22 protein-coding genes are annotated in these 24,339 nt (G+C 72.0%); 4 read left to right on the top strand and 18 right to left on the bottom strand.

Annotation, left to right across the window (positions count from 1 at the left end):
* Positions 1-18 precede the first annotated feature (18 nt).
* From nuoK to ACFP3V_RS00295, 11 genes are all read right to left on the bottom strand, one after another.
* The gene (nuoK, locus tag ACFP3V_RS00245; protein WP_380578293.1) at positions 19-318 is read right to left on the bottom strand and encodes an NADH-quinone oxidoreductase subunit NuoK; all 300 of its coding nucleotides are present in this window, start codon (positions 316-318) and stop codon (positions 19-21) included.
* Positions 315-1,151, bottom strand: a complete 837-nt coding sequence (locus ACFP3V_RS00250; protein WP_380578295.1) for an NADH-quinone oxidoreductase subunit J — start codon at positions 1,149-1,151, stop codon at positions 315-317. The genes nuoK and ACFP3V_RS00250 overlap by 4 nt, the downstream gene beginning before the upstream one ends.
* Entirely contained in the window at positions 1,148-1,711 is a 564-nt protein-coding gene (gene nuoI / locus ACFP3V_RS00255) for an NADH-quinone oxidoreductase subunit NuoI (RefSeq protein WP_380578297.1), read from the bottom strand. The genes ACFP3V_RS00250 and nuoI overlap by 4 nt, the downstream gene beginning before the upstream one ends.
* Positions 1,704-3,032 carry an NADH-quinone oxidoreductase subunit NuoH gene (gene nuoH, locus ACFP3V_RS00260; RefSeq protein ID WP_380578299.1) on the bottom strand — a complete coding sequence of 443 codons (1,329 nt, stop codon included), beginning with the start codon at positions 3,030-3,032 and terminating at the stop codon, positions 1,704-1,706. Before nuoH ends, nuoI begins: the two co-directional genes overlap by 8 nt.
* Complete coding sequence (locus ACFP3V_RS00265) at positions 3,029-5,509, bottom strand: NADH-quinone oxidoreductase subunit G (RefSeq protein ID WP_380578301.1); 2,481 nt, start codon at positions 5,507-5,509, stop codon at positions 3,029-3,031. The genes nuoH and ACFP3V_RS00265 overlap by 4 nt, the downstream gene beginning before the upstream one ends.
* Positions 5,506-6,870: an NADH-quinone oxidoreductase subunit NuoF gene (gene nuoF / locus ACFP3V_RS00270; RefSeq protein ID WP_380578303.1), complete on the bottom strand. Its 1,365-nt coding sequence runs from the start codon at positions 6,868-6,870 to the stop codon at positions 5,506-5,508. The genes ACFP3V_RS00265 and nuoF overlap by 4 nt, the downstream gene beginning before the upstream one ends.
* Positions 6,867-7,655 carry an NADH-quinone oxidoreductase subunit NuoE gene (gene nuoE, locus ACFP3V_RS00275; RefSeq protein ID WP_380578305.1) on the bottom strand — a complete coding sequence of 263 codons (789 nt, stop codon included), beginning with the start codon at positions 7,653-7,655 and terminating at the stop codon, positions 6,867-6,869. The genes nuoF and nuoE overlap by 4 nt, the downstream gene beginning before the upstream one ends.
* Positions 7,652-8,986, bottom strand: a complete 1,335-nt coding sequence (locus ACFP3V_RS00280; RefSeq protein WP_380578307.1) for an NADH-quinone oxidoreductase subunit D — start codon at positions 8,984-8,986, stop codon at positions 7,652-7,654. Before ACFP3V_RS00280 ends, nuoE begins: the two co-directional genes overlap by 4 nt.
* The gene (locus ACFP3V_RS00285) at positions 8,986-9,708 is read right to left on the bottom strand and encodes an NADH-quinone oxidoreductase subunit C (RefSeq protein WP_380578310.1); all 723 of its coding nucleotides are present in this window, start codon (positions 9,706-9,708) and stop codon (positions 8,986-8,988) included. Before ACFP3V_RS00285 ends, ACFP3V_RS00280 begins: the two co-directional genes overlap by 1 nt.
* Complete coding sequence (locus ACFP3V_RS00290) at positions 9,705-10,259, bottom strand: NuoB/complex I 20 kDa subunit family protein (RefSeq protein WP_380578312.1); 555 nt, start codon at positions 10,257-10,259, stop codon at positions 9,705-9,707. Before ACFP3V_RS00290 ends, ACFP3V_RS00285 begins: the two co-directional genes overlap by 4 nt.
* A 63-nt stretch (positions 10,260-10,322) precedes the next feature.
* Positions 10,323-10,682: an NADH-quinone oxidoreductase subunit A gene (locus ACFP3V_RS00295; RefSeq protein WP_380578314.1), complete on the bottom strand. Its 360-nt coding sequence runs from the start codon at positions 10,680-10,682 to the stop codon at positions 10,323-10,325.
* 522 nt (positions 10,683-11,204) lie between these two features.
* On the opposite strand from ACFP3V_RS00295, the gene ACFP3V_RS00300 reads away from it, so the two are divergent.
* Entirely contained in the window at positions 11,205-13,682 is a 2,478-nt protein-coding gene (locus ACFP3V_RS00300; protein ID WP_380578316.1) for a carboxypeptidase-like regulatory domain-containing protein, read from the top strand.
* A gap of 16 nt (positions 13,683-13,698) precedes the next feature.
* Here the strand turns inward: ACFP3V_RS00300 and ACFP3V_RS00305 are convergent, their stop codons facing one another.
* The 3 genes from ACFP3V_RS00305 to ACFP3V_RS00315 form a co-directional block, all read right to left on the bottom strand.
* Entirely contained in the window at positions 13,699-14,937 is a 1,239-nt protein-coding gene (locus ACFP3V_RS00305) for a glycosyltransferase family 39 protein (RefSeq protein WP_380578318.1), read from the bottom strand.
* 64 nt (positions 14,938-15,001) lie between these two features.
* Complete coding sequence (locus ACFP3V_RS00310; protein ID WP_380578320.1) at positions 15,002-16,294, bottom strand: geranylgeranyl reductase family protein; 1,293 nt, start codon at positions 16,292-16,294, stop codon at positions 15,002-15,004.
* A gap of 58 nt (positions 16,295-16,352) precedes the next feature.
* Complete coding sequence (locus tag ACFP3V_RS00315; RefSeq protein WP_380578322.1) at positions 16,353-17,777, bottom strand: MFS transporter; 1,425 nt, start codon at positions 17,775-17,777, stop codon at positions 16,353-16,355.
* 101 nt (positions 17,778-17,878) lie between these two features.
* Between ACFP3V_RS00315 and ACFP3V_RS00320 the strand changes: the two genes are divergently transcribed.
* Entirely contained in the window at positions 17,879-18,805 is a 927-nt protein-coding gene (locus ACFP3V_RS00320) for a LysR family transcriptional regulator (protein WP_380578325.1), read from the top strand.
* 51 nt (positions 18,806-18,856) lie between these two features.
* On the opposite strand, the gene ACFP3V_RS00325 is transcribed toward ACFP3V_RS00320, so the two are convergent.
* The 4 genes from ACFP3V_RS00325 to ACFP3V_RS00340 all read right to left on the bottom strand — a co-directional run bounded on the left by ACFP3V_RS00325 (position 18,857) and on the right by ACFP3V_RS00340 (position 22,246).
* On the bottom strand, positions 18,857-19,555 hold the full coding sequence (locus ACFP3V_RS00325) for a demethylmenaquinone methyltransferase (RefSeq protein WP_380578327.1): 699 nt from the start codon (positions 19,553-19,555) through the stop codon (positions 18,857-18,859).
* Positions 19,556-19,592: 37 nt separating this feature from the next.
* The gene (locus ACFP3V_RS00330) at positions 19,593-19,997 is read right to left on the bottom strand and encodes a hypothetical protein (RefSeq protein ID WP_380578329.1); all 405 of its coding nucleotides are present in this window, start codon (positions 19,995-19,997) and stop codon (positions 19,593-19,595) included.
* Positions 19,997-21,205: a cyclic dehypoxanthinyl futalosine synthase gene (gene mqnC / locus ACFP3V_RS00335; protein WP_380578331.1), complete on the bottom strand. Its 1,209-nt coding sequence runs from the start codon at positions 21,203-21,205 to the stop codon at positions 19,997-19,999. The genes ACFP3V_RS00330 and mqnC overlap by 1 nt, the downstream gene beginning before the upstream one ends.
* Before the next feature lie 120 nt (positions 21,206-21,325).
* Complete coding sequence (locus ACFP3V_RS00340) at positions 21,326-22,246, bottom strand: menaquinone biosynthetic enzyme MqnA/MqnD family protein (RefSeq protein WP_380578333.1); 921 nt, start codon at positions 22,244-22,246, stop codon at positions 21,326-21,328.
* 239 nt (positions 22,247-22,485) lie between these two features.
* Between ACFP3V_RS00340 and ACFP3V_RS00345 the strand changes: the two genes are divergently transcribed.
* Entirely contained in the window at positions 22,486-22,689 is a 204-nt protein-coding gene (locus ACFP3V_RS00345; RefSeq protein ID WP_380578335.1) for a cold-shock protein, read from the top strand.
* 261 nt (positions 22,690-22,950) lie between these two features.
* Positions 22,951-24,219, top strand: coding sequence for an MFS transporter (locus tag ACFP3V_RS00350; RefSeq protein WP_380578337.1), 1,269 nt, complete (start codon positions 22,951-22,953; stop codon positions 24,217-24,219).
* The last annotated feature ends 120 nt before the right edge of the window (positions 24,220-24,339 follow it).

The following is a 24,339-nucleotide window of genomic DNA, read 5'->3' on the forward strand; positions in this document are numbered from 1 at the left end:
GTCAGTCAGCCTCCGCCGCTACAGCTTCATGAGGTTGGTGTCGTCGACCGAGGCCGAGTGACGGGTGCGGAAGACGCTCACGATGACGGCCAGGCCGACGACCACCTCGGCCGCCGCGACCACCATCACGAAGAAGGCGATGATCTGCCCGTCCAGGTTGCCGTGCAGCCGGGAGAAGGTGACCAGGGCCAGGTTGGCGGCGTTGAGCATGAGCTCGACGCACATGAACAGCACGATGGCGTTGCGCCGGACCAGGACGCCGACGGCGCCGATGGTGAACAGGATCGCCGCCAGGTAGAGGTAGTTCGCCGGGTTCACTTCGAGACCTCCTCGCCCTTGCGGACCTCGACGTCCTTGCCGGACGGCCGCGGCTTCGGCGTCCGGCGGCCGAGTCTCCGGGCCGTGTTCGCCTCCAACTCGCCCATCCGGCGCAGCAGTCCGGTGCCGACCTCGCGCATCTGGCCGCGCGCCCGCAGCGTCGGGTTGACGCTGATCTCGGCGGGCGTGCCGTCCGGCAGCAGGCCGGGGACGTCCACGGCGTTGTGCCGGGCGTAGACGCCCGGCGCCGGGAGCGGGGTGACCTGCTGGCCCAACCGGACCCGCTGCTCGGCGAGTTCCCTCTGCGTCTGCCGGACCTCGGTGGCCTCCCGGTGGGTGAGCACCATCGCCCCGAGCGCGGCGGTGATCAGCAGCGCGCCGGTGACCTCGAAGGCCCAGACGTACTTGGTGAAGATCAGCTCGGCCAGGCCCTGGACGTTGCCGCCCTTGTTGGCCGCCGCCAGCCCGGTGAAGTGCCGAAGCTTGGCGTTGGCCAGTCCGGCCACCAGCAGGATGCCGAAGCCGAGGCCGCCGAGGACGGCGGAGATCCGCTGACCCTTCAGCGTCTCCTTGACGGAGTCCGCGGAGGTGACGCCGACCAGCATCACCACGAACAGGAAGAGCATCATGATCGCGCCGGTGTAGACGACGATCTGCACGATGCCGAGGAAGACCGCGCCCTGCGCCATGTAGCAGATGGCCAGCGCGACCATGGTGGCCGCCAGGCAGAGCGCGGAGTGCACGGCCTTGCGGCAGAGCACCATGCCCAGCGCCCCGCCGACCGCGATCACGGCCAGCACCCAGAACTGGACGGCCTCTCCGGTGGAGGTCATTCCGCCGCCACCTCCCCCTTGCTGACCGCGACCTGACGCTCGGTCCCCGGCGCGGCCTCAAGGATCCTGCCCTCGTAGTAGTCCTGCTCGGTGGCGCCGGGGTAGATCGCGTGCGGGCTGTCCACCATGCCCTCGGTCAGTCCGGCGAGGAGCTGCTCCTTGGTGAAGATGAGCGACTGCCTGGAACTGTCCGCGAGTTCGTACTCGTTGGTCATGGTGAGCGCCCGGGTCGGGCAGGCCTCGATGCAGAGTCCGCAGAGGATGCAGCGGGCGTAGTTGATCTGGTAGACGCGGCCGTAGCGCTCGCCTGGCGAGTAGCGCTCCTCGTCGGTGTTGTCGGCGCCCTCGACGTAGATGGCGTCGGCGGGGCAGGCCCAGGCGCACAGCTCGCAGCCGACGCACTTCTCCAGCCCGTCCGGGTGCCGGTTGAGCTGGTGGCGGCCGTGGAAGCGGGGTGCGGTGGGCTTCTTCTCCTCCGGGTACTGCTCGGTGAGCCGCTTCTTGAACATGGCCTTGAAGGTCACGCCGAAGCCTGCGGCGGGGCCCAAGATGTCAGGCATCGTCATCTCCCTTCGTGATGGCGGCGGTTGCGCTGGGCACCCGCGCCGAGCGGCGCGGCACCGGCGGCAGCTGCTGGCCTGGCAGCGGCGGGACCGGGAAGCCGCCCGCCATCGGATCGAACTCCTCGGCGGCCGGGGCAGGTTCGGCCTGCTTCTTCGGCCGCACCGCGTCCACCAGCAGCGAGAGCAGCAGCAGCGCGACGACCGCGCCGCCGATCCACAGGACGATCTGCGAGAAGTCCTTGCCCTCGTTGCGCAGCGCCCGGACCGTGGCGACCAGGACCAGCCACACCAGCGAGACCGGGATCAGCACCTTCCAGCCCAGCTTCATGAACTGGTCGTAGCGGAGCCGGGGCAGGGTGCCGCGCAGCCAGATGAAGACGAAGAGCAGCAGCTGGATCTTGACGACGATCCACACCATCGGCCACCAGCCGTGGTTGGCCCCCGCCCAGAAGGCGCTGATCGGCCAGGGCGCCCGCCAGCCGCCCAGGAACAGGGTGGAGGCGACGGCCGAGACGGTGACCATGTTGATGTACTCGGCCAGCATGAACATCGCGAACTTCAGCGAGGAGTACTCGGTGTTGAAGCCGCCGACCAGCTCGCCCTCGGCCTCCGGGAGGTCGAACGGCGCGCGGTTGGTCTCGCCGACCATCGACACCAGGTAGATCACGAAGCTGACCGGCAGCAGGCAGGCGAACCAGGTGTGCTGCTGCGCGTCCACGATCGCGGAGGTGGACATCGAGCCGGAGTAGATGAACACCGCCGCGAAGGACAGGCCCATCGCGATCTCGTAGGAGACCATCTGCGCCGCCGAGCGCAGGCCGCCCAGCAGCGGGTAGGTCGAGCCGGAGGCCCAGCCCGCCAGCACGATGCCGTAGATGCCGATGGAGGCCACGGCCAGGATGTAGAGCAGGCCCACCGGCAGGTCGGTCAGCTGCATCGTGGTCCGGGTTCCGAAGATCGAGATCTCGTGGTCGGCCGGCCCGAAGGGGATCACCGCGAAGGCCATGAAGGCGGGGATCGCGCAGATCACCGGGGCCAGCACGAAGACCACCTTGTCGGCCCCGGCGACCACCAGGTCCTCCTTGAGGGCCAGCTTCACGCCGTCGGCGAGGCTCTGCAGCATGCCCCAGGGGCCGTGCCGGTTGGGTCCGATGCGCAGCTGCATCCAGGCGACGACCTTGCGCTCCCAGACGATGGCCACCAGCACGGTGAGCACCAGGAAGGCGAAGCAGAACACCGCCTTCAGCAGCACCAGCCACCAGGGGTCCCGCCCGAAGAAGGACAGGTCCTCGGCGGCCAGCAGAACGGCTCCGTTCACAGCGCGTCCTCCTCACCGGCGGTCAGGCCGACGACCCGGCCGGCCGTCGCGCCCAGGGCCCGGTGGGCCCCGCCGGGCGTCGAGTTGAGGGGCAGCCAGACCACGCGGTCGGGCAGCTCCGGGGTGATCGCCAGCGGCAGGGTGACACTGCCGCGCGGGCCGGTGACGGTCAGCGGGCGACCCTCGGCCACGCCCACCTCGGCCGCGGTGGCCGGCGAGAGCCGGGCCACGGCCGGGTGCCGGGTGCCCGCCAGGGCCTCGTCACCGCGCTGCAGCACGCCCTGGTCGAGCAGCTGCCGCCAGCCGCCGAGCACCGCCTCGCCCGCGCCGGGACGGGGCAGCGGCAGAGCGACGGCGCTGGGGGCCTCGGCCCGGTCGCCCTGCCAGGCGCCGAGGGCGTCCAGCTCGCGCCGGGCGCTGACCACGTCGGGCAGGCCCAGGTGCCGGTCCATGGCGTCGGCCAGCATGTGCAGCACCCGGACGTCGGAGTCGAGCTGACGCCGGGTCAGCTGGTCGGGCCGGATGGCGGGTTCGAACATGCGGACCCGGCCCTCCCAGTCGAGGAAGGTGCCCGCCTTCTCGGCGACGGCCGCCACCGGCAGCACCACGTCCGCCCGTTCGGTGACCGCGCTCGGGCGCAGCTCCAGGCTGACCACGAAGCCGACCTGGTCCAGCGCCGCCTCGGCGGCGTCCGGGTCCGGCAGGTCCGCCGTCTCCACGCCGCCGACCACCAGCGCCTTCAGCTCGCCGCTCGCCGCGGCGGCCAGGATCGCCGTGGTGTCGCGGCCGTAGCGGGCCGGCAGCTGCGCCAACCCCCAGGCGGCGGCGACCTGTTCGCGGGCCGCAGGCTCGGTCAGCGGGCGTCCGCCGGGCAGCAGCCCCGGCAGCGCGCCGGCCTCGATCGCGCCGCGCTCGCCGGCCCGGCGGGGGATCCACGCCAGCCGGGCGCCCGTGGTGCGGGCCAGCCGCACGGCCGCGCTGAGCGCGCCCGGTACCCCGGCCAGCCGCTCGCCGACCAGCAGCACCGCGCCCGGCTCGCGCAGCCGCTGCGCGGCCAGGCCGGCGTCCCCGTCCAGCGGTTCGCCCTCGGTCAGCGCCTCCAGCCACTCGGCCTCGGTGCCCGGGGCCGCCGGGAGCAGCACCCCGCCCAGCTTGGCCAGCCCGCGCGAGGCGTGCGTGGCGACGGCGTAGACGCCGAGGCCCTTGGCCCGGGCCGCCTTGCGCAGCCGCAGGAAGACGATCGGCGACTCCTCCTCGGGCTCGAAGCCCACCAGCAGCGCCGTCCTCGCGTTCTCCAGCTGCTGGTACGTCAGCCCGCTGCCGTCGAGGTCGACGCCCCGGCCGGCCACCTCGGCCGCCAGGAACTCCGCCTCCTCCGGGCTGTGCACCCGGGCCCGGAAGTCCACGTCGTTGGTGCCGAGCGCGACCCGCGCGAACTTCGCGTAGGCGTAGGCGTCCTCGACCGTGGCCCGGCCTCCGACCAGGACGCCGGCGCGGCCGTGGGCCCGGGCCAGCCCCTCGGCGGCCGCCCGCAGCGCCTCCGGCCAGGAGGCCGGGACCAGTGCGCCGTGCTCGTCCCTCACCAGCGGTGTGGTGAACCGGTCCGCCGCCTGCGCGTAGCGGAACGCGAACCGGCCCTTGTCGCAGTTCCACTCCTCGTTCACCGACGGGTCGTCACCGGCCAGGCGCCGCATGGTCTTTCCGCGCCGGTGGTCGGTGCGCAGCGAGCAGCCCGAGGCGCAGTGCTCGCACACGCTCGGCGAGGACACCAGGTCGAACGGGCGGGAGCGGAACCGGTAGGCGGCCGAGGTGAGCGCGCCCACCGGGCAGATCTGGATGGTGTTGCCGGAGAAGTAGGAGCGGAAGTCGTCCCCCTCCCCCGTGCCGACCTGCTGCAGCGCGCCGCGTTCGACCAGGTCGATGAACGGGTCGCCGGCGATCTGCTCGCTGAACCGGGTGCACCGCGCGCACAGCACGCAGCGCTCGCGGTCGAGCAGCACCTGGGTGGAGATCGGCACCGGCTTCTCGTAGGTGCGCTTGACGCCCTCGAAGCGGGACTCGGCCTGGCCGTGGGACATGGCCTGGTTCTGCAGCGGACACTCGCCGCCCTTGTCGCAGACCGGGCAGTCCAGCGGGTGGTTGATCAGCAGCAGCTCCATCACGCCGCGCTGCGCCTTCTCGGCCACCGGCGAGGTGATCTGACTGCGCGCCACCATCCCGTCGGTGCACTCGATGGTGCAGGAGGCCACCGGCTTGCGCTGGCCCTCGACCTCGACGATGCACTGGCGGCAGGCCCCGGCGGGGGCCAGCAGCGGGTGGTCGCAGAAGCGCGGGATCTGCACGCCGATCATCTCGGCGGCGCGGATCAGCAGCGTCCCCTTGGGCACCCGCACCTGCACGCCGTCGATGGTGACGGTCAGCAGTTCCTCCTGCGGGGGCGCTGCCTCGCCCGGCGGCTGGTCAGCGACTGTCGTCACGCGAGCACTCCTTTGGGCTCAGGGTGGTTGGCCGATCCGTTGCGAAACCCGGCTCCCGCCCAGACCGTGGACGCGGCCGGGTCGAAGGGGCAGGCGCCCGCGCGGATGTGCTGCTCGTACTCGTCGCGGAAGTACTTCAGCGAGGAGAAGATCGGGCTGGCCGCGCCGTCGCCGAGGGCGCAGAAGGACTTGCCGTTGATGTTGTCGGCGATGTCCTCCAGCTTCTCCAGGTCGCCCGCGACGCCCTGCCCGGCCTCGATCCGGCGTAGCAGCTGGACCAGCCAGTAAGTGCCCTCGCGGCAGGGGGTGCACTTGCCGCAGGACTCGTGGGCGTAGAACTCGGTCCACCGGGTCACCGCCCGCACCACGCAGGTGGTCTCGTCGAAGACCTGCAGCGCCTTGGTGCCGAGCATGGACCCGGCCGCGCCGACGCCCTCGTAGTCCAGCGGGACGTCGAGGTGCTCCGCGGTGAACATCGGGGTGGACGACCCGCCCGGGGTCCAGAACTTCAGCTCGTGCCCGGCCCTGATGCCGCCGCTCATGTCCAGGAGCTGACGCAGCGTGATGCCGAGCGGGGCCTCGTACTGGCCGGGGTTGGTGACGTGCCCGGAGAGCGAGTAGAGCGTGAAGCCCGGGGACTTCTCCGTGCCCATCGAGCGGAACCACTCCTTGCCGTTGGCGAGGATGCTGGGCACCGAGGCGATGGACTCGACGTTGTTGACCACCGTCGGGCAGGCGTACAGGCCGGCGATGGCCGGGAACGGCGGGCGCAGCCTCGGCTGGCCCCGCCTGCCCTCCAGCGAGTCGAGCAGCGCGGTCTCCTCACCGCAGATGTACGCGCCGGCGCCGGCGTGGACGGTGACGTCCAGGTCGAAGCCCGACCCCAGCACGTCCCGGCCCAGGTAGCCGGCCCGGTACGCCTCGGCCACCGCGGCGTGCAGCCGCCGCAGCACGGAGACCGTCTCGCCGCGCAGGTAGATGAAGGCGTGGTTGCAGCGGATCGCGTAGGAGGCGATCACCATGCCCTCGATCAGGGCGTGCGGATTGGCGTAGAGCAGCGGGATGTCCTTGCAGGTGCCCGGCTCGGACTCGTCCGCGTTGACCACCAGGTAGTGCGGCTTGCCGTCGCCCTGGGGGATGAACTGCCACTTCATCCCGGTGGGGAAGCCCGCGCCGCCGCGGCCGCGCAGACCGGCGTCCTTGACCAGCGCGATGACCTCGTCCGGCTGCATCCGCAGCGCCTCGCGCAGGCCCTGGTAGCCGCCGCTGCCCCGGTAGGTGTCCAGTGTCCACGGCCTGACGCCGTCCCAGGTGGCGCTGAGGACCGGGGACAGCAGCTTCTCCGGGTGCTCCGCGGTCATGCGCCCGCTCCTTCCGTACCGTCGGACCTGCCGTCGGAGTCGTCGTGCTCGTGCCGGGGGGCGACGATGCGCCGCGGCTCGGTGCCCGGCAGGGACTCGCCGCGGGCCAGCCGCAGCCCGGCCAGGCTCGGCGCGCCGCCCGCGCCGCCCTCGTCCACCGCGCCGGGGCGCTCGTCGGGGAAGCCGGCCAGGATCCGGGCGGTCTCCTTGAAGGAGCAGAGCCGGGCCCCGCGGGTCGGCCGCACCTCCGCGCCCGCCCGCAGGTCGTCGACCAACTGCCGGGCGCTGTCCGGGGTCTGGTTGTCGAAGAACTCCCAGTTGACCATCACCACGGGCGCGTAGTCGCAGGCCGCGTTGCACTCGATGTGCTCCAGCGAGACCTGCCCGTCCTCGGTGGTCTCGTTGTTGCCGATGCCCAGGTGCTGCTGCAGCTCGGCGAAGATCTGGTCGCCGCCGAGCACCGCGCACAGCGTGTTGGTGCACACACCCACGTGGTACCGGCCGGCGGGCCTGCGCCGGTACATGGTGTAGAAGGTGGCCACCGCGGTGACCTCCGCCGTGGTCAGCCCCAACTGCTCGGCGCACCAGCGGATCCCGGTGCGCGAGACGAAGCCCTCCTCGGCCTGCACCAGGTGCAGCAGCGGCAGCAGCGCGCTGCGCGACTGCGGGTACCGGGCGATGATCTCCTGGGCGTCGTGCGCCAGCCGCGCCGCGACCTCCGCGGGGTAGGGCTCGGCCGGCAGCTCGGGGAGCCCGAGGTCTGTCGTGCGGTCCGTCGTGCTCACCGGTCCACGCCTCCCATCACCGGGTCGATACCGGCCACGGCGACGATGACGTCCGCGACCTGCCCGCCCTCGCACATCGCGGCCATCGTCTGCAGGTTGGTGAAGCTCGGGTCGCGGAAGTGGACCCGGTACGGGCGGGTGCCGCCGTCGGAGACGACGTGCACGCCGAGCTCGCCCTTGGGCGACTCCACGGCCGCGTAGGCCTGGCCGGGCGGGACCCGGAAGCCCTCGGTCACCAGCTTGAAGTGGTGGATCAGGGCCTCCATGGACTCGCCCATGATCTTCCGGATGTGGTCCAGGCTGTTGCCCATGCCGTCCGCGCCGAGAGCGAGTTGGGCCGGCCAGGCGATCTTCTTGTCCTCGACCATGACCCGTCCGCCACCCCCCTTGAGCCGCTCCAGGCACTGCTCGACGATGCGCAGCGACTGCTCCATCTCGTGCAGCCGGATCAGGAACCGGCCGTAGGAGTCGCAGGTGTCGGCGGTCTCGACCTCGAACTCGTAGCTCTCGTAGCCGCAGTAGGGGTCCGACTTGCGCAGGTCGTGCGGCAGGCCGGTGGCCCGCAGGATCGGCCCGGTCGCGCCCAGGGCCATGCAGCCGGCCAGGTCGAGGTAGCCGACGTCCACCAACCGGGCCTTGAACACGGGGTTGTTGGTGGCCAGCTTGTCGTATTCGTGCATCCGCGAGCGCAGTAGCTTCACGCCGTCGCGGATCTGGTCCAGCGCGCCGGGCGGCAGGTCCTGGGCCAGGCCGCCGGGGCGGACGTAGGCGTGGTTCATCCGCAGGCCGGTCACCAACTCGAAGATGTCGAGGATGACTTCGCGGTCCCTGAAGCCGTAGATCATCAGCGTGGTGGAGCCGATCTCCATGCCGCCGGTGGCCAGGCAGACCAGGTGCGAGGAGATCCGGTTGAGCTCCATCATCAGCACCCGGATGACGCTGGCCCGGTCCGGCACCTGCTCGGTGATGCCGAGCAGCTTCTCCACGGCCAGGCAGTACGCCGTCTCGTTGAACAGCGGCGTCAGGTAGTCCATGCGGGTCACGAAGGTCGTGCCCTGGACCCAGCTGCGCCACTCCATGTTCTTCTCGATACCGGTGTGGAGGTAGCCGATGCCGCAGCGGGCCTCCTTCACCGTCTCGCCGTCGATCTCCAGGATCAGCCGGAGCACGCCGTGGGTGGACGGGTGCTGCGGCCCCATGTTGACGATGATGCGTTCGTCGTCGGCCTTGGCGGCGGCGGAGACGATCTCGTCCCAGTCGCCGCCGGTGACGGTGTAGACCCGGCCCTCGGTCGTCTCCCGGCCCGGTGCCTCTGCATGCTGACTGGTCATCAGGAGTACGACCTCCGCTGGTCGGGAGCCGGGATCTGCGCGCCCTTGTACTCGACGGGGATGCCGCCGAGGGGGTAGTCCTTCCGCTGCGGGTGGCCCAGCCAGTCGTCCGGCATCATGATCCGGGTCAGCGCGGGATGGTCGTCGAAGACGATGCCGAAGAAGTCGTAGGTCTCGCGCTCGTGCCAGTCGTTCGTCGGGTAGACGGCGACCGTGGACGGGATGTGCGGGTCGTCGTCCGGCGCACTGGTCTCGACCCGGATCAGCCGGCCGTGGGTGACCGACCGCAGGTGGTAGACGGCGTGCAGCTCGCGCCCGGCGTCGCCCGGGTAGTGCACGCCGCTGACGCCGGTGCACAGTTCGAAGCGGAGCGCCGGATCGTCGCGCAGCGTGCGCAGCGCCTGGACCAGGTGCTCGCGCCGCACGTGGAAGGTGATCTCGCCGCGGTCCACCACGGTCTTCTCGATCGCCGTGCCCGGATCGACGCCCTGCTCCTCGAGCGCGCCCTCGAACTCGTCGGCCACCTCGTCGAACCAGACGCCGCCGTAGGGGCGGGAGCTGGGGCCGGGCAGCACGACCGGGCTGACCATCCGGCCGTAGCCCGAAGTGTCGCCGCTGGTGGCGCCGTTGACGCCGCCGTTGGGGAACATGCCGTGCCGGACGGCGACGACCTCCAGCTCCGTCTGGCCCTCGCGCGGGACGGGCACGTTGTTCTCGCTCACCGCAGCAGCCCCTTCATCTCGATCGTGGGGACCGCCTGGAGCGCCTGCCGCTCGGCCTCTTCCTCCGCGCGGCGCTTCTGCACGCCGAGCTTCTCGTGCCGGATCTGCTCGTGCAGCTTGAGGATCGCGTCCATCAGCATCTCGGGACGCGGCGGACAGCCGGGGAGGTAGATGTCGACCGGGATGATGTGGTCGACGCCCTGGACGATCGCGTAGTTGTTGAACATCCCGCCGGAACTGGCGCAGACGCCCATGGAGATGACCCACTTCGGGTTGGCCATCTGGTCGTAGACCTGGCGCACCACCGGCGCCATCTTCTGGCTGACCCGGCCGGCGACGATCATCAGGTCCGCCTGGCGCGGCGACCCGCGGAACACCTCCATGCCGAAGCGGGCCAGGTCGTAGCGGCCCGCCCCGGTGGTCATCATCTCGATCGCGCAGCAGGCCAGTCCGAAGGTGGCCGGGAAGAGCGAACTCTTGCGCACCCATCCCGCGGCCTGTTCCACCGTGGTGAGCAGGAAGCCGCTGGGCAGCTTCTCCTCGATCCCCATCTCGTCCGCCGTCCTCTCAGGACCCGTGGCTGCTAAGGAAGTCGCTCGGGCTCTCGTCCCGTCTCAGTCCCACTCCAGCCCCCCGCGCCGCCAGACGTACGCGTAGGCCACGAAGACCGTGGCGATGAAGAGCACCATCTCCACCAGGCCGAAGACGCCGAGCGCGTCGAAGGTCACGGCCCACGGGTAGAGGAAGACGATCTCGATGTCGAAGACGATGAAGAGCATCGCCGTCAGGTAGTACTTGATCGGGAATCGCCCGCCGCCCTGCGGCTGCGGGGTCGGCTCGATCCCGCACTCGTAGGCGTCGAGCTTGGCCCGGTTGTAGCGCTTGGGGCCGGTCAGGGCGGCCATCACCACGGAGCCGACCGCGAAGGCGGCTGCCAGGGCGCCAAGCACCAGAATCGGCGCGTATGCGTTCATGCCGAACGACCTCCCAGGCGTCAGTCGAAGCCGACGTCCCTGTCGGTGACTGCAGGTCCCTACCGCCCGGTGGCCCAATTCCCGCCTGCTCACCTGCCTTGTGACGCGGTTCACAAGCCCCCGGGACGGCTGCATACTACGCCCGTCGCCGTGTGATCTGCGACACTGCGTCGGGCCGCTTCTTTGTGATCTACGCCACCCGTTTAGTGATCATGACACCAAGGACAGGCAAAATCGCACACGTTGCGTGTGCTCGCATTCACAAGCAGTCGATCATCCAGTCGTTTTGGCTGCTCGGAGCGGTTGCGCCTAGCACGCGGTCGCGGTCCGAGGCAACTTTGGACTTCGCGCATCGCTCGTGTTAGTGAAGCGCCCCTCGATCGGGCGACCCACGTGACCAGCGCGTTGACCCGGCCCTTACCCCGCTCACACGGTGCGCTAGGGTTCCGCCACCGAGATCCGCAGTGATCACCTGTCCGGGGGGAACCAGCCTTGCCTTTCCGCGCGTTGACGGCCTGCGCCGTGACTCTTCTGCTCGCCGGCGGCGCTCTGGGTACCGCCTCCGCACCGGCATCCGCCTCGGAACCGCCGAATCCGACGGTCGCCGTCAGCCTCGACGCAGCGGACGGGAGCGTCAGCGACCTCGTCGTCGACGACGCCCGGCAGGTGGTCCTTCTGGCTTGCGGCAACGGCGTCCTCGAAACGCTCGACTACACCGGGCAGACCGTCGATGCGGAGTACCTCCCCGGCGTCGGCGCGCTCGCCCTCGATCCGGCGACCGGGCACGTCTACGCCACGCAGGAGAGCGAGCACGCGATCGCCGTCGCCACCGCCGACGGCGTGCAGAATTCGATCGATCTCGGCAGCGGTGTCACTCCACTCACCGTCGCCTACGGGGACGGACGCGTCTGGTTCGGCTACCGCTCCGCCGACGGCACGGTGGGCGTCGGGTCGCTCGACCCGACTGCCGCACCGGCCGCCGTCGACCTCCACGCGGTTCCCGGAGTCTGGTCGCAGGTCCCTCAGTTGGCAGCCGACGACTCCCGACTCGTCGCCGCCGCAGGGGGAACGGTCAGCGTGCTGTCACTCGACGCCGGCCACGCCGAGGCCCGCGCGAGCCGGATGGTGTCCGCGACAGGCGACGTCCGGCAGGCCCTGCTCAGCCCGGACGGAACCGCCGTCCTGCTCCCAGGCCTGACCGGCGACACAGCGGCCGCGTTGAGCACCGACGACCTCAGCAGCCTGGGCGAGTACAGCGGGGCCGCCGCGTCCGCAGCCGTCGCGGCCGACGGTTCGGTCGTCACCGCCTCGGGCGCGCAGGTCACCCTGCACCGGCCCGGCTCCTTCGACGCCGACCGGACCTGGAACCTGGGCGCGCCCACGGTCGGCTTGCACAACCTCGCCTGGACGCGCGACCGTTCGCACCTGTTCGCGGTCACCGCCGACCCGGCGACGGGGCTGGGCATCACACTGCACCTGGGTTTCGATCCGGACCTGACCCCCAGTCAGCTGACCGTCAGCGCGGTCGGCAACCCGCCCACCGTGCAAGGGCGGCTCACGGCCGGCGGAGTCCCGGTGACCGGAGCCAAGGTCCGCATCCGTCGCGGCACGACACAGGTCCTCGCCGAGCCCACGCTCGACTCCGACGGCCGGTTCTCCTTCACCGACGAGGCACTCACTCCCGGCGACTACACGTACACGGCCGACTTCGGCGGGAGCGACACCCTCCAGCCGACCGTGGCCCGGAGCACCACAACGGTGCCGCCCATCCGCAGTTCCATCGCTTACACCAAGGTGCCGGGCCAGGTGCTCGGCGGCCAAGCGGTCCAGCTGCAGGGCACCTTCGCCGTGGCGGCGGGCGGGTACGACCCGGACAGAGCCGCGATCGCCTCCTGGGTGACCGGCCCCGACGCGCCCGGCGGACGCGAGGCCGCCACCCAGCACAGCGGGAACACCTTCGAGGTCCTGGACACGCCTGCGAAGCCAGGCGTCTACACCTACACGACGTGGTACCAGGGCGACGGCACGGACGCCTACGTCGGCGGCTCGAAGACCACCGCCACCGTCACTGTGGTCCGGCTGGCCACCACGCTCACGCTCCGGCAGAGCACGACGAGTACCGTCGTCGGCTCCGCGGTGACCGTCCACGGCACCGTGGCCCTGTCCGGAGCCCCCTATGACGACGGTGCGTGGGTCCACGTCCTGCGCTACTCCCCCGCGCACCCGTCCGGTGAGGCGCTGCCGGACCTGTGGACAACCGCCGCCAAGGGCTGGTCCTTCGACCTCACCGACCGGCCGGAATCGATCGGCGCCTACCGGTACCACTTCTCCTTCCCGGGATCCGCACGGCACGAGCCCGCCACGGCGGACGCCGTCCTCGCCGCGACCGGCCGCGACCCGGGCCTCACCCTCAACACCGACGCGACCCGGTACGGCTACGGCTCACGCGGCACAGTGACCGTCGGCATCGGGCGGCACTACACAGGCACCGTCTCGATCTGGGCCCAGCCCAGCGGTGGAGCCAGGGTGCTGTTGCGGAAGGTCTACCTGAGCAACGACGCAAGCCTGGCGATCCCCTACACCTTCACCCGCAACACGACCTTCACGGCCGGCTACTCCGGCGACACGGGCTACTCGGCGGTGTCCCGGATCCGGACGGTGACCACCTCGGCCCGGCTCAGCACGGCGCTCCGCGGCTGGTACACCAGCTCCGGCAGTTGGCGGGTCTACCACCGCACCGCGAAGAAGCAGCTCTCCGTCGCCCTCGCCGCGCCGCAGCCGGGGAAGTGCGTGCGGGTCACCGTCCAGCAGTACGTCTCCGGTCGTTGGAAGACCGTCCGCAGCACCGCCTGCGCCCGCCTCGCGTCGAACAGCACGCTGCTGTGGACAGTTCCCTTCGCCACCCCTGTCGGAGCCAAGTACCGCGTCGCCGCCGCCAGTTACGCCGGGCCCAACCCCGCTGCGACCGGGCCGTGGCTGTACTTCACCGTCCGGAAGTGACGACGTCAGGACCGGTCTACGGAATACCGAGGTTGAACAGCGCGTAGCTCGCGTACCAGCCCGACAGCGCGCCCAGCAGGACGAGCACCGCCGCCTGCTGGGCGCGCGGCAGTTTGCGGAGCGCCAGCGCCAGCGGGAGCAGCAGCGGGAAGACCGGGAGCAGGAAGCGGTTGACCGTGCCCATCATCTGCAGGCTGAGGTAGATCTGGGCCAGCGTCAGCAGTGTGTAGACGGTGAGCACCAGGGGCGGCCGCAGCCGGAAGTAGGCGAGCAGCAGGAACGGCAGGGCCAGCGTCACGGCCAGGGCGATCAGGTCCTCGATCGGGTACGGGAACAGGTAGTCGTACCTGCCCAGGCCCAGGCCGCGGACCGCGCGGAACAGGTTGTAGCCCCAGTCGACCTTGTGCGCCCAGGCGCGTTCCTGGAGCGTGAAGTAGCCGGTGACGCTGCCGAGTTTCCAGCTCGCCCAGGCCAGGTAGCCGACGAAGCCGACCGGTGCCAGCAGCAGTCCGGACAGCGGGCGCAGCCCGTCGTCGCGCCGGTACAGCGCGACGAGCGCGGCGGCGCAGACGGCGACGACGAGGACGGACGCCGACGGGCGGGTGAGCCCCGCGAAGAGGGTGAGCAGGCCGGCCGCCGTCCAGCGCCGAGTGACCACCGCCCAGCAGGCCCAGGCCGCGAACGCGGTGAACAGCGACTCCGAGTACAGGGACCAGGCCACGCCGGCGCCCGGGAAGACCGCCCACAGCCCCGCCGCCAGGATGCCCGCGCGGCGGCCGTACAGACGGTCCGTCAGGGCGTAGATCCCGGCCGCGGCCACCAGCGAGGCGAGCACCGAGACGAGCATGCCCGCCCCGTACGAGCCGAGCCCGGTCACGGACGACACGATCCGCATCAGCGCCGGGTACAGCGGGAAGAACGCGACGGAGTTCTGCTCCATCGTGAACACGCCGTTGCCCGGCAGCGGGACCAGCGCGGGGTGGTACCCCTTCTCCGCGACCTGGACGTACCACCAGCCGTCCCAGGATCCGAGCACGTCCCACACGTGCTGCCCGCCGCCGAAGCGGGGGTTGTTCTTCAGGTAGGTGCCCGAGTAGGCCAGCAGCTTGAAGAAGACCAGCAGGCCCAGCAGCTTGACGCCGGCGTACACCAGCACCGGAGGGGCGTAGCGCCCGGCGAACTCGCGCAGTCCGCCGGGACGTTCCTCGGGGAGGTCCGCGGCGGACTCGGAAACGCCGTCCGTGAGCGTGGTCATGCGCGGCCGGACCCCCGTAGGTCGGTGTGTCGGGTGGGCGGAGCTGGTCAGCGCCCCAGGGTACTCAGGCGCGCGGCGCGACCTTCGCCACAGCGTTGATGATGCGGTCCATGGCGTCGCCGCCCTGCGGGTCCGTCAGGTTGGCGAGCAGCTTCAGCACGAACTTCATCAGCACGGGGTGGGTGAGGCCGTGCTGGGCGGCCATCCGCATCACCAGCGGGTTGCCGATGGCCTTCACGAAGCCGCGGCCGATGCCGTAGTAGCCGCCGTAGACGTCCTTGAGGATCTTCGGGTAGGCCTCCAGCGCCCGTTCCCGGCCCAGGTCGGTGCGGCGGGCCAGCGCCTGGACCACGACTCCGGCCGCGAACTGGCCGCTCTCCATGGCGTAGGCGATGCCCTCGCCGTTGAAGGGGTTCACCATGCCGGCCGCGTCGCCGACCAGGAGCAGGCCGCGGGTGTAGTGCGGCTGCCGGTTGAAGGCCATCGGCAGCGCCGCGCCGCGGATCGGCTCGGTCATGTTCTCCGGGGTGTAGCCCCACTCCGCCGGCATGCCCGCGCACCAGACCCGGAGCAGCTCGCGGTAGTCGATGTCCTTGAACGCCTTGGTGGTGTTCAGCAGGCCCAGGCCGACGTTGCTGGTGCCGTCGCCCATACCGAAGATCCAGCCGTATCCCGGCAGCAGCTTGTCCTGGCCGCCGCGGCGGTCCCACAGCTCCAGCCAGGACTCCAGGTAGTCGTCGTCGGAGCGGGGCGAGTTGAAGTAGGTGCGGTAGGCCACGCCCATCGGCCGGTCCTCCCGGCGGTGCAGGCCGAGCGCGAGCGAGAGCCGGGTCGAGTTGCCGTCGGCCGCGACCACCAGCGGGGCGCGGAAGACGACCTCGCGCTTCTCCTCGCCCAGCTTCGCCGTCACGCCGACCACCCGGCCGGTCCGCTCGTCCAGCACCGGACCGGTGACGTTGCACAGCTCGTGCAGCTTGGCGCCGGCCTTCTCCGCCTGACGGGCCAGCAGCTCGTCGAAGTCGGCGCGCTTGCGGACCAGGCCGTAGTCGGGGAAGGAGGCCAGGTCGGGCCAGTCCAGCTCCAGCCGGACCCCGCCGCCGATGATCCGCAGGCCCTTGTTGTGCAGCCAGCCCGCCTCCTCGGAGACGTCGATGCCCATGTCCACCAGCTGCTTGACCGCGCGCGGGGTCAGCCCGTCGCCGCAGACCTTCTCCCGGGGGAAGGCCGACTTCTCCAGCAGCAGCACGTCCAGGCCGGAGCGGGCCAGGTGGTACGCCGTCGCCGAACCGGCGGGACCGGCCCCGACGACGATGACGTCGGCCTCGGCCTCAACTGCCTTCTCGCTGAGAGAACTCACGGGGACTCCTGCCGCTGCTCCGGATTCGGCCGGCCCGGGCTGCCGACCACGGAGGAGTCTAGTTCGGACGCCGGGCCGCGATCAGTAGGCCCACCGCCAGCGCCGCCCCGGCGGCCAGCACGGCTCCCGCCGAACCGGGCGTCGCCAGCGTCCCGATCACGGCGACGCCGAGCGCCGAGCCCGACTGCCGGGCCGCGTTCAGCGCGCCCTGCGCGGTACCGGCCAGCTCCCGCGGCGCGGTCACCGCGACCGAGGCGGTCAGTGCCGGGATCGCCAGGGCGCCGGAGACGGCCAGCAGCAACTGCACGCCTGCGACCGCGGGCACCCCTGCGTGGGGGTCCAGGCTCGCCAGCGCCAGGCCGCCGAGCACCGACCCGGCCAGCCCGGCCAGCACGACCGGCCCCGCACCGAAGCTCGCGGTCAGCCGCCCGGTGACCAGCGGGACGAAGCAGATCGGCAGGGTCATCGGCAGCAGCGACAGCCCGACCCGGACCGGGCCCTCCGCCGGGTGCCAGGCGGCGAGTCGCTGCGCGAGGAAGAAGAAGGAGCCGTAGAAGGCGAAGTTGGCGCTGACCGCGCCGATCAGGTCGGCCCGCAGCCGCGCCATCGCGAAGAGCGCAGGCGGCAGCACCGGGTGCGCGGTCCGGCGCTCGATCCGGCCCAGGGCGAGGAAGGAGAGCACGGACACGGCCAGCGCCGCCAGGGTCGGCAGCCGCAGCCAGCCCGCCGTCCCCGCCTCGATCAGGCCGAAGCTCAGCGCTGCCAGCCCCAGCACGGACAGGCCGACGCCCCAACGGTCCAGCGGCGACCTGCCGCTGACGGCCCGTCCGGTCGCGAGGCCGCGCCCGGCCGCCAGCACGGCCAGCGCCACCGGCGGATTGACCAGGAACACCCAGCGCCAGCCGCCGGCCGCCGTCAGCACGCCGCCCAGCAGCGGGCCGAGTACCAGGCCGACGCTGCTCAACGCCGCCCAGGCGCCGATCGCCCGGGTCCGCCGCGCCGCGTCCGGGTAGAGCCCGGCCAGCAGCGCCAGCGAGGAGGGCACCAGCCCGGCCGCCGCGACGCCGAGCAGCGCCCGCCCGGCGATCAGCGTCCCCGCGGAGGGGGCAAGCGCACAGAGCAGGGAGAGCGCCGCGAAGGCCGCGAGCGCGGTCCGGTACACCCGCGGCGCGCCCCAACGGTCGGCCAGGGCTCCCGAGGCGAGCAGCAGTCCGGCGAAGACGACGGTGTAGGCGTCCACCGTCCACGGCAGCGCGGCGGCGGAGGCGTGCAGGTCGCGGGCGAGGTCGGGGAGGGCGACGTTGAGGATCGAGACGTCGAGCAGGACGAGTCCGTTGCCCAGCGTGAGCGCGGTGAAGTGGCGTGCGGTGCGCGGACGTTCGGTGCGGGACCGTTCGGCGCCGGGGGCTTCGGTGCCACGGGCGTCGGCGTCGGTCGCGGGGTGTCCGCGTCGGCTGCGGGCGTGGCGGAGGGTCGTGGTCATGCCGTCACCCTCGCGCGGGCGAGACCGTCCAGCCACGCCGGTTTTCCGATGGGGCCATCGGGTTTTCCGATGGCCGAGCGGGAATGCGGCATCATCGAGCCATGGACACGCGCCGCCTGCGGGCCTTCGTCACCACAGCCGAGCTGGGCTCGGTCTCGGCCGCCGCCGAGCAACTGGGCTACGCGCAGTCCACACTGAGCAGCCAACTGCAGGCACTGGAGCAGGAGTTGGGCGGCCCGCTGCTGCGGCGCGGCAGCGTCGGCACCGAACCGACCGAGGCCGGGCGGCGGGTGCTCCCGCTGGCGCGGGAGGCACTGGCCCTCGAGGAGCAGATGCGCCGCGCCGCGCAGTCCCTGGCCCCGAGGCTGCGCATCGGCGCCCACGAGTCCCTGGCAGCCGAGTGGCTGCCGGACCTGCTCACCGCCCTGCACCGCGGCGCGGGCGGCCCGGGGACGGACGCCGAGATCAGCCTGTCGGTGGGCCCTCGCGCGCAGTTGGAGTCGGACCTGGCCGAGGGCCGCCTGGACGCCGTCTTCGTCTATGACAACGGCCACGTGGCGCCCGGCCGTTATGCGTCCACCCCGGTCGCCCGCGACCGCGGCGTCCTCGCCGCCTCCCCGGCCCACCCGCTGGCCCGCCGCGGTGGGGTCCGGGAGGAGGACGTGCTCAGCGCGGAGTTCCTGATCGCGGAGCCGGGCTGCACCTCCGCCATGCTCTTCGAGCGCTTCGGCCTGCGGGTCGCACCCCGGACCCCGATCGGCAACGTCACCGGCTCGCTCTCCGCGCTGCGGCGGATGGCCGTCCACGGCCTCGGCGTGGCGCTGGTCCCGTCGCTGGCGGTGGCACGGGAGTTGGAGTCGGGGGAACTGGTGGAGCTGGACCTGACGGACAGCCACCTGCCCGGCATCACCATCGAGGCCCGCTGGACTCCCATGCTGGGCCCGGCGGACGCCCCGCTGAAGGCGCTGCTGCGCCTGGCCCGCCGCCACCCCGCCGGCGTGCCGCAACGGCGAGTCGCCACGTCGTAGCCGAGGGCCCCTGCCAGGGCGCGAGGATCCCCCGCGCCCCTGGCGGGGCCCCTACGGAGCGGCCTTGTAGCCGCGGTGCAGGGCGACGACCCCGCCGGTGAGGTTGCGCCAGGCGACCCGCTGCCAGCCGGCACTCTGCAACTTCGCGGCGAGCCCCCGCTGGTCCGGCCAGGCGCGGATGGAGTCGGCGAGGTAGACGTACGCCTCGGGATTGCTGCTCACCGCCGTCGCCACCGGGGGCAGGGCGCGCATCAGGTACTCGCTGTACACCGTGCGGAACGGCGCCCAGGTCGGGTGGCTGAACTCGCAGATGACGACCCGTCCGCCGGGCTTGGTGACCCGCAGCATCTCCCGCAGCGCCGCCTCCGTGTCCTGCACGTTGCGCAGGCCGAAGGAGATCGTCACCGCGTCGAAGACGTCGTCCGCGAAGGGCAGTCGGGTCGCGTCGCCCGCCGTCAGCGGGAAGCCGGGGTGGCGTCGCTTTCCTTCCCTGAGCATGCCGAGGGAGAAGTCGCAGGGCACGACCAGCGCCCCCGCCTCGGCGAAGGGCACCGAGGACGTGGCCGTGCCGGCCGCGAGGTCGAGCACGCGCTGACCCGGGCGGGCGTCCACCGCCCGGGCGACCGCCCGGCGCCACAGGCGGGCCTGGCCCAGGGAGAGGACGTCGTTCGTCAGGTCGTACTTGGCCGCCACGTCGTCGAACATCGACGCGACTTCGTGCGGCTGCTTGTCCAGCGAGGCTCGGGTCACCGGCTCATTCTCTCTCGTTGCGCGTGGCTCTCGTCGCTCATCTGCGGCGGTGGACGATGCGTCCCGCCACCACCGTGGCGATGCAGGCGTCGTCGAAGTCGTCGAAGACCGCGAAGTCCGCCCGCTCCCCGGCGGCCAGCCGGCCCGCGGCGGAGCCCATGCCCACCCGCGTTGCCGCGGCCCGCAGTTCGGGGTCCTGGCGGTCGGCGTCGGCGTCCAGCACCACGCCCGTCGCACCGGCGCGCAGAGCGGCGTAGACGCGTTCCCGCGCGCTGGGCGCGTCCGGGAGCGCACCCGTCCACAGCGCGCCGGGGCGCAGCTCCCCCGGCCACGCGCGCACCCGCGCGCCGTCCGGCGGCGCCAACTTCCGCCCCGCGGCGACGATCCGGTCCCGGTCCACCAGGACCGAGAAGCCGTCCGCCCCCTGATGGAACGTCAGCATCAGTTGCTGCTCAGGATCTTCAGCTCGGGGTGCGCCGTCCCGCCCTCGATGGCCGTGGACGCGATGTGCGAGACCACGCGGTCGTCGACCGGGTCCAGCGCCGGGTCGTCGTGCACGACCAGGTGCTCGTAGGTGGTGGCCCGCTGCGCGGGCACCCGTCCGGCGGCGCGGATCAGCTTGATCAGCTCCAGCCGGTTGGAGCGGTGCCGGGCCCCCGCCGACGAGACGACGTTCTCCTCCAGCATCACGGAGCCGAGGTCGTCCGCGCCGTAGTGGAGCGAGAGCTGGCCGGCCTCCTTGCCGACGGTCAGCCAGGAGCCCTGGATATGGGCCACGTTGTCGAGGAACAGCCGCGCCACGGCGATCAGGCGCAGGTACTCGAACATGGTGGCCTGTGTCCGGCCCTTCAGGTGGTTGTTCTCCGGCTGGTACGTGTAGGGGATGAACGCCCGGAAGCCGCCGGTGCGGTCCTGCACGTCGCGGATCATCCGCAGGTGCTCGATCCGCTCGGCGTTGGTCTCGCCGGTGCCCATCAGCATGGTGGAGGTGGACTCGACGCCCAGGTTGTGCGCCAGCTCCATGATCTCCAGCCAGCGCTCGCCCGACTCCTTCAGCGGCGCGATCACCCTGCGCGGCCGCTCCGGCAGCAGTTCGGCGCCGGCGCCGGCGAAGGAGTCCAGACCGGCGGCGTGGATCCGGCGGATCGCCTCCTCCGCGGACACGCCCGAGACCTTGGACATGTGCTCGACCTCGGAGGCCCCGAGGGAGTGGATGACCAGCTGCGGGAAGTCCTTCTTGATGGCGGAGAAGGCCCGCTCGTAGTACTCCACGCCGTAGTCCGGGTGGTGTCCGCCCTGGAACATGATCTGGGTGCCGCCCAGTTCGACGGTCTCCGCGCAGCGGCGCAGGATCTCGTCCAGGTCCCGGCTCCAACCCTTCTCCGTGTCCTTCGGAGCGGCGTAGAAGGCGCAGAACTTGCAGGCCGTGACGCAGACGTTGGTGTAGTTGATGTTCCGCTCGATGATGTACGTCGCGATGTGCTCGGTACCCGCGTAACGGCGCCGCCGGACCGCGTCCGCGGCCGCGCCGAGCGCGTGCAGGGGGGCGTGCCGGTAGAGCTCCAGCGCCTCCTCGGCGCTGATCCGGCCCCCGGCCGCCGCCCGGTCGAGGAGGTCCTGCAGGTCGTTACGGACCACGGTCTCGGTCACGGCTACGTCCTTCTACTCTGCGTCTGCTGCTCTGCGTCTACTGCTCTGCGTCTGCTGCTCTACGGGCCTGGCTCAGCCTACGCCAGGGCTCCCGGCGGGCTGCGGCGGCTTGACCCCGCGTCAGGAGCCGTCCGGGCCGTCCAGCAGGCGGACGTGCTCGGTGCTCATGCCGACCCGGCGGGCGAACTCGCGCATGCCCCGCACCTGCCGCTCGCCGAAGGAGAAGTCCAGCGCCTCCGCGTAGTAGCGGCGCAGCACGTCCACGTCGAACGCCTCCCAACGGGCGGTCTGCTCGGCCACCTTGTCGACCTCGGCCATGGACAGGTCCCGGGAGTCCAGGAAGGCCCGGTGCACCTCGCGGACCACGTCCGGGTGCTGGGCCAGGTAGTCGCGGCGGGCGGCCCAGACCGCGAAGACGAAGGGGAGTCCGGTCCACTCCTTCCACATCGCGCCGAGGTCGTGGACGTCCAGCCCGAGCCGGGGCGCGTCGTGGAGCGAGGCCCGCAGCGCGGCGTCCCCGATGAGCACGGCGGCGTCCGCCTCCTGGAGCATCGCGCCGAGGTCGGGCGGGCAGCTGTAGTAGTCCGGGGTGACCCCGAAGCGGTCGGCGAGGAGGAGCTGGGCGAGCCGGACGCTGGTCCTGCTCGTGGACCCGAGGGCCACCCGGCGGCCGTCGAGCTGGTCGAGCGGCAGCTGACTGACGATCACGCAGGACATCACCGGACCGTCGCTGCCGACCGCGATCTCCGGCAGCAGCACCAGGTCGGCGGAGTGGCGCAGGTACTCCAGGCAGCTGATCGGCCCGATGTCGAGGCGGCCCTCGGCGAGGGCGTCGTTGAGGTGGTCCGGCGTGTCCTTGGTCAGGTCGAGGTCCAGCAGGCTGCCGGTCCGGGCCAGGCCCCAGTAGATCGGTACGCAGTTGAGGAACTGGATGTGGCCGACCCGCGGCCGGACGGGCACGGCGCCAGGGGAACCGGGGGAACCGGGGGCGGAGGCGGAAGCAGGGGTACGGGGCGCGGGGGTGCTGTCCTGGGTGTCCACCCTTCGGACTGTAGACCCTTGGCCTGCTGACACCCCGTCGGGGGCACGCGATCATCCATGGCCAGGCCAGGGGCTGCGTGCTAGGGTTTGCCCCAGTTGCAGTTTGATTTCCCATGCAGTACCGAAGCCTGCGGAGCACATGTGACCGCGGGCTTCTGTGGTTTTAGCGGGGCGATCAGCGCAGCGGACCGGACGCCACGAGGTGTGGCGTCCTTTACGTCCCTCGCAAGGAGAACGGTATGGCGACCGGAACCGTCAAGTGGTTCAACGCCGAGAAGGGCTTCGGCTTCATCGCCCAGGACGGTGGCGGCCCTGACGTCTTCGTCCACTACACCGCCATCAACGCGAACGGCTTCCGTTCGCTTGAGGAGAACCAGACCGTCGAGTTCGACGTCACGCAGGGCCCGAAGGGCCCGCAGGCGGAGAACGTCACCGCGATCTGACCCCGCGGTTCGACCCCTGCTGAACCGGTTCCCGGACTCCCACAGCCCGGAGCGCAGCCGTCAGCAGGCCCCCGGAACGAGAGCACCACCCAAGAGGGCCCGCCCGGGCGCGCGACGCAGTCGGCGCTTCGGGGACGGGCCCTCTGCCTGTTTGCCCCGGCGGACTAGTTATACGTATAACTGTCGAGGGGGACCCGCCACCGGGACCAGGGACCGGGACCCGGAGAGAGACACAGCCGCCGAGAGAGTGAGAGAGCAGACGTGGGCTACCTGTCCGTCCTGCGCAGTCCGCAGGTCGCGCGCCTGCTCAGCGGCACGCTGACCGGCCGGCTGCCGGCCGGCATGACGGCCATCGCGATCGCGCTCGCCCTGCGCGCGGCGGGCGCCGGCTACGCCCTCGTCGGGCTGACCAGCCCCGCCTACGCCGTCTCGGCGGCGGTGGGCGGCCCGGTGCTCGGCCGCCTGGTCGACCGCCTCGGGCAGCCGCGGGTGCTGCTCGGTTCCGCCGTCGTCGCCTCGCTGGGCTACGTCCTGCTGGCGCTGGCCCCCGGCACCGCGGCCGTGGCACTGGCGGGCGCGGCGCTGGCCGGGCTGTGCATGCCGCCGCTGGAGCCGTGCCTGCGCGCGCTGTGGCCGGACATCGTCGCCGAGCAGGAGTTGGAGACCGCCTACGCACTCGACTCGGCGAGCCAGCAGATCCTGTACGTGGCCGGGCCGCTGCTCGTGGCCGGGGTCGCTGCCGTCGGCTCCCCCGTGACCGCGCTGTGGCTCGCGGCCGGATTCGGACTGGTCGGGACTCTCGTCGTCGCCACCGCGCCTGCGGCCCGGACGTGGCGGGCGCCCGCGCCCGTGGGTGGGGGCGGCGCGGCAGGCCGGGGACGTGGCTGGCTCGGGCCGCTGCGCTCGCGCGGGCTGGTACTGCTGCTGCTCGCCTTCGTGGGCACGGGCTGGTCGGTGGGCGGCCAGAACATCCTCTTCGTCGCCTACGCGCAGGCCCGGCCCTCCCTCCCCGGAGGCGGCGGCACGCTGCTGGCCCTGGCCGCCCTCGCGGGCCTGCTCGGCGCCCTCGCCTACGGCGCCGTCCGCTGGACCGCGCCCACCGCCACCCGGACCTGGGCGATGGCGGCCGGAATGGCCGTCAGTTACCTGCCCCTGCTTGCCCTTCCGGGCCCGCTGGGCATGGCGGGCGCAGCTGCGCTGTCGGGCCTCGGGCTGGCCCCGCTGCTGGCGGCGGCCTTCCTCCTGATCGCCGAGCTGGCCCCGGAGGGCACGGTGACCGAGGCCTTCGCGTGGCTGGTGACCCTCTTCTCGACCGGAACCGCGCTGGGTTCGGCGACGGCGGGCACGGTCGTGGACTCCTCACTGCGGGGCGCGGCCCTGGTCGCCTGCGGGGGCATCGTCCTCGCCGCGGTCCTGCTGTTCGCGGCGCGGGGGCTGCTGGCTCGCGAGTCGACGGCGGCCTCGGGGCTGGGCGACACCCGGCGCCGGGAGCCGGCCGAGGCCCCAGCGGCGGTGCAACCCGCGGCGTAAGCTGCCGGCCGAGCCGCCGAATCCGCCGGGGACCGGAACGCGGCAGGCGGAGCGGATGCCGGCGCTCTTGGGATGAGGGCGGCGGCAGCAGCCGCACGCCTACTCGACCGGGGTCACCAC

Origin of the sequence: Streptacidiphilus monticola, assembly GCF_042658505.1 — a bacterium.
Lineage (GTDB): Bacteria > Actinomycetota > Actinomycetes > Streptomycetales > Streptomycetaceae > Streptacidiphilus > Streptacidiphilus monticola.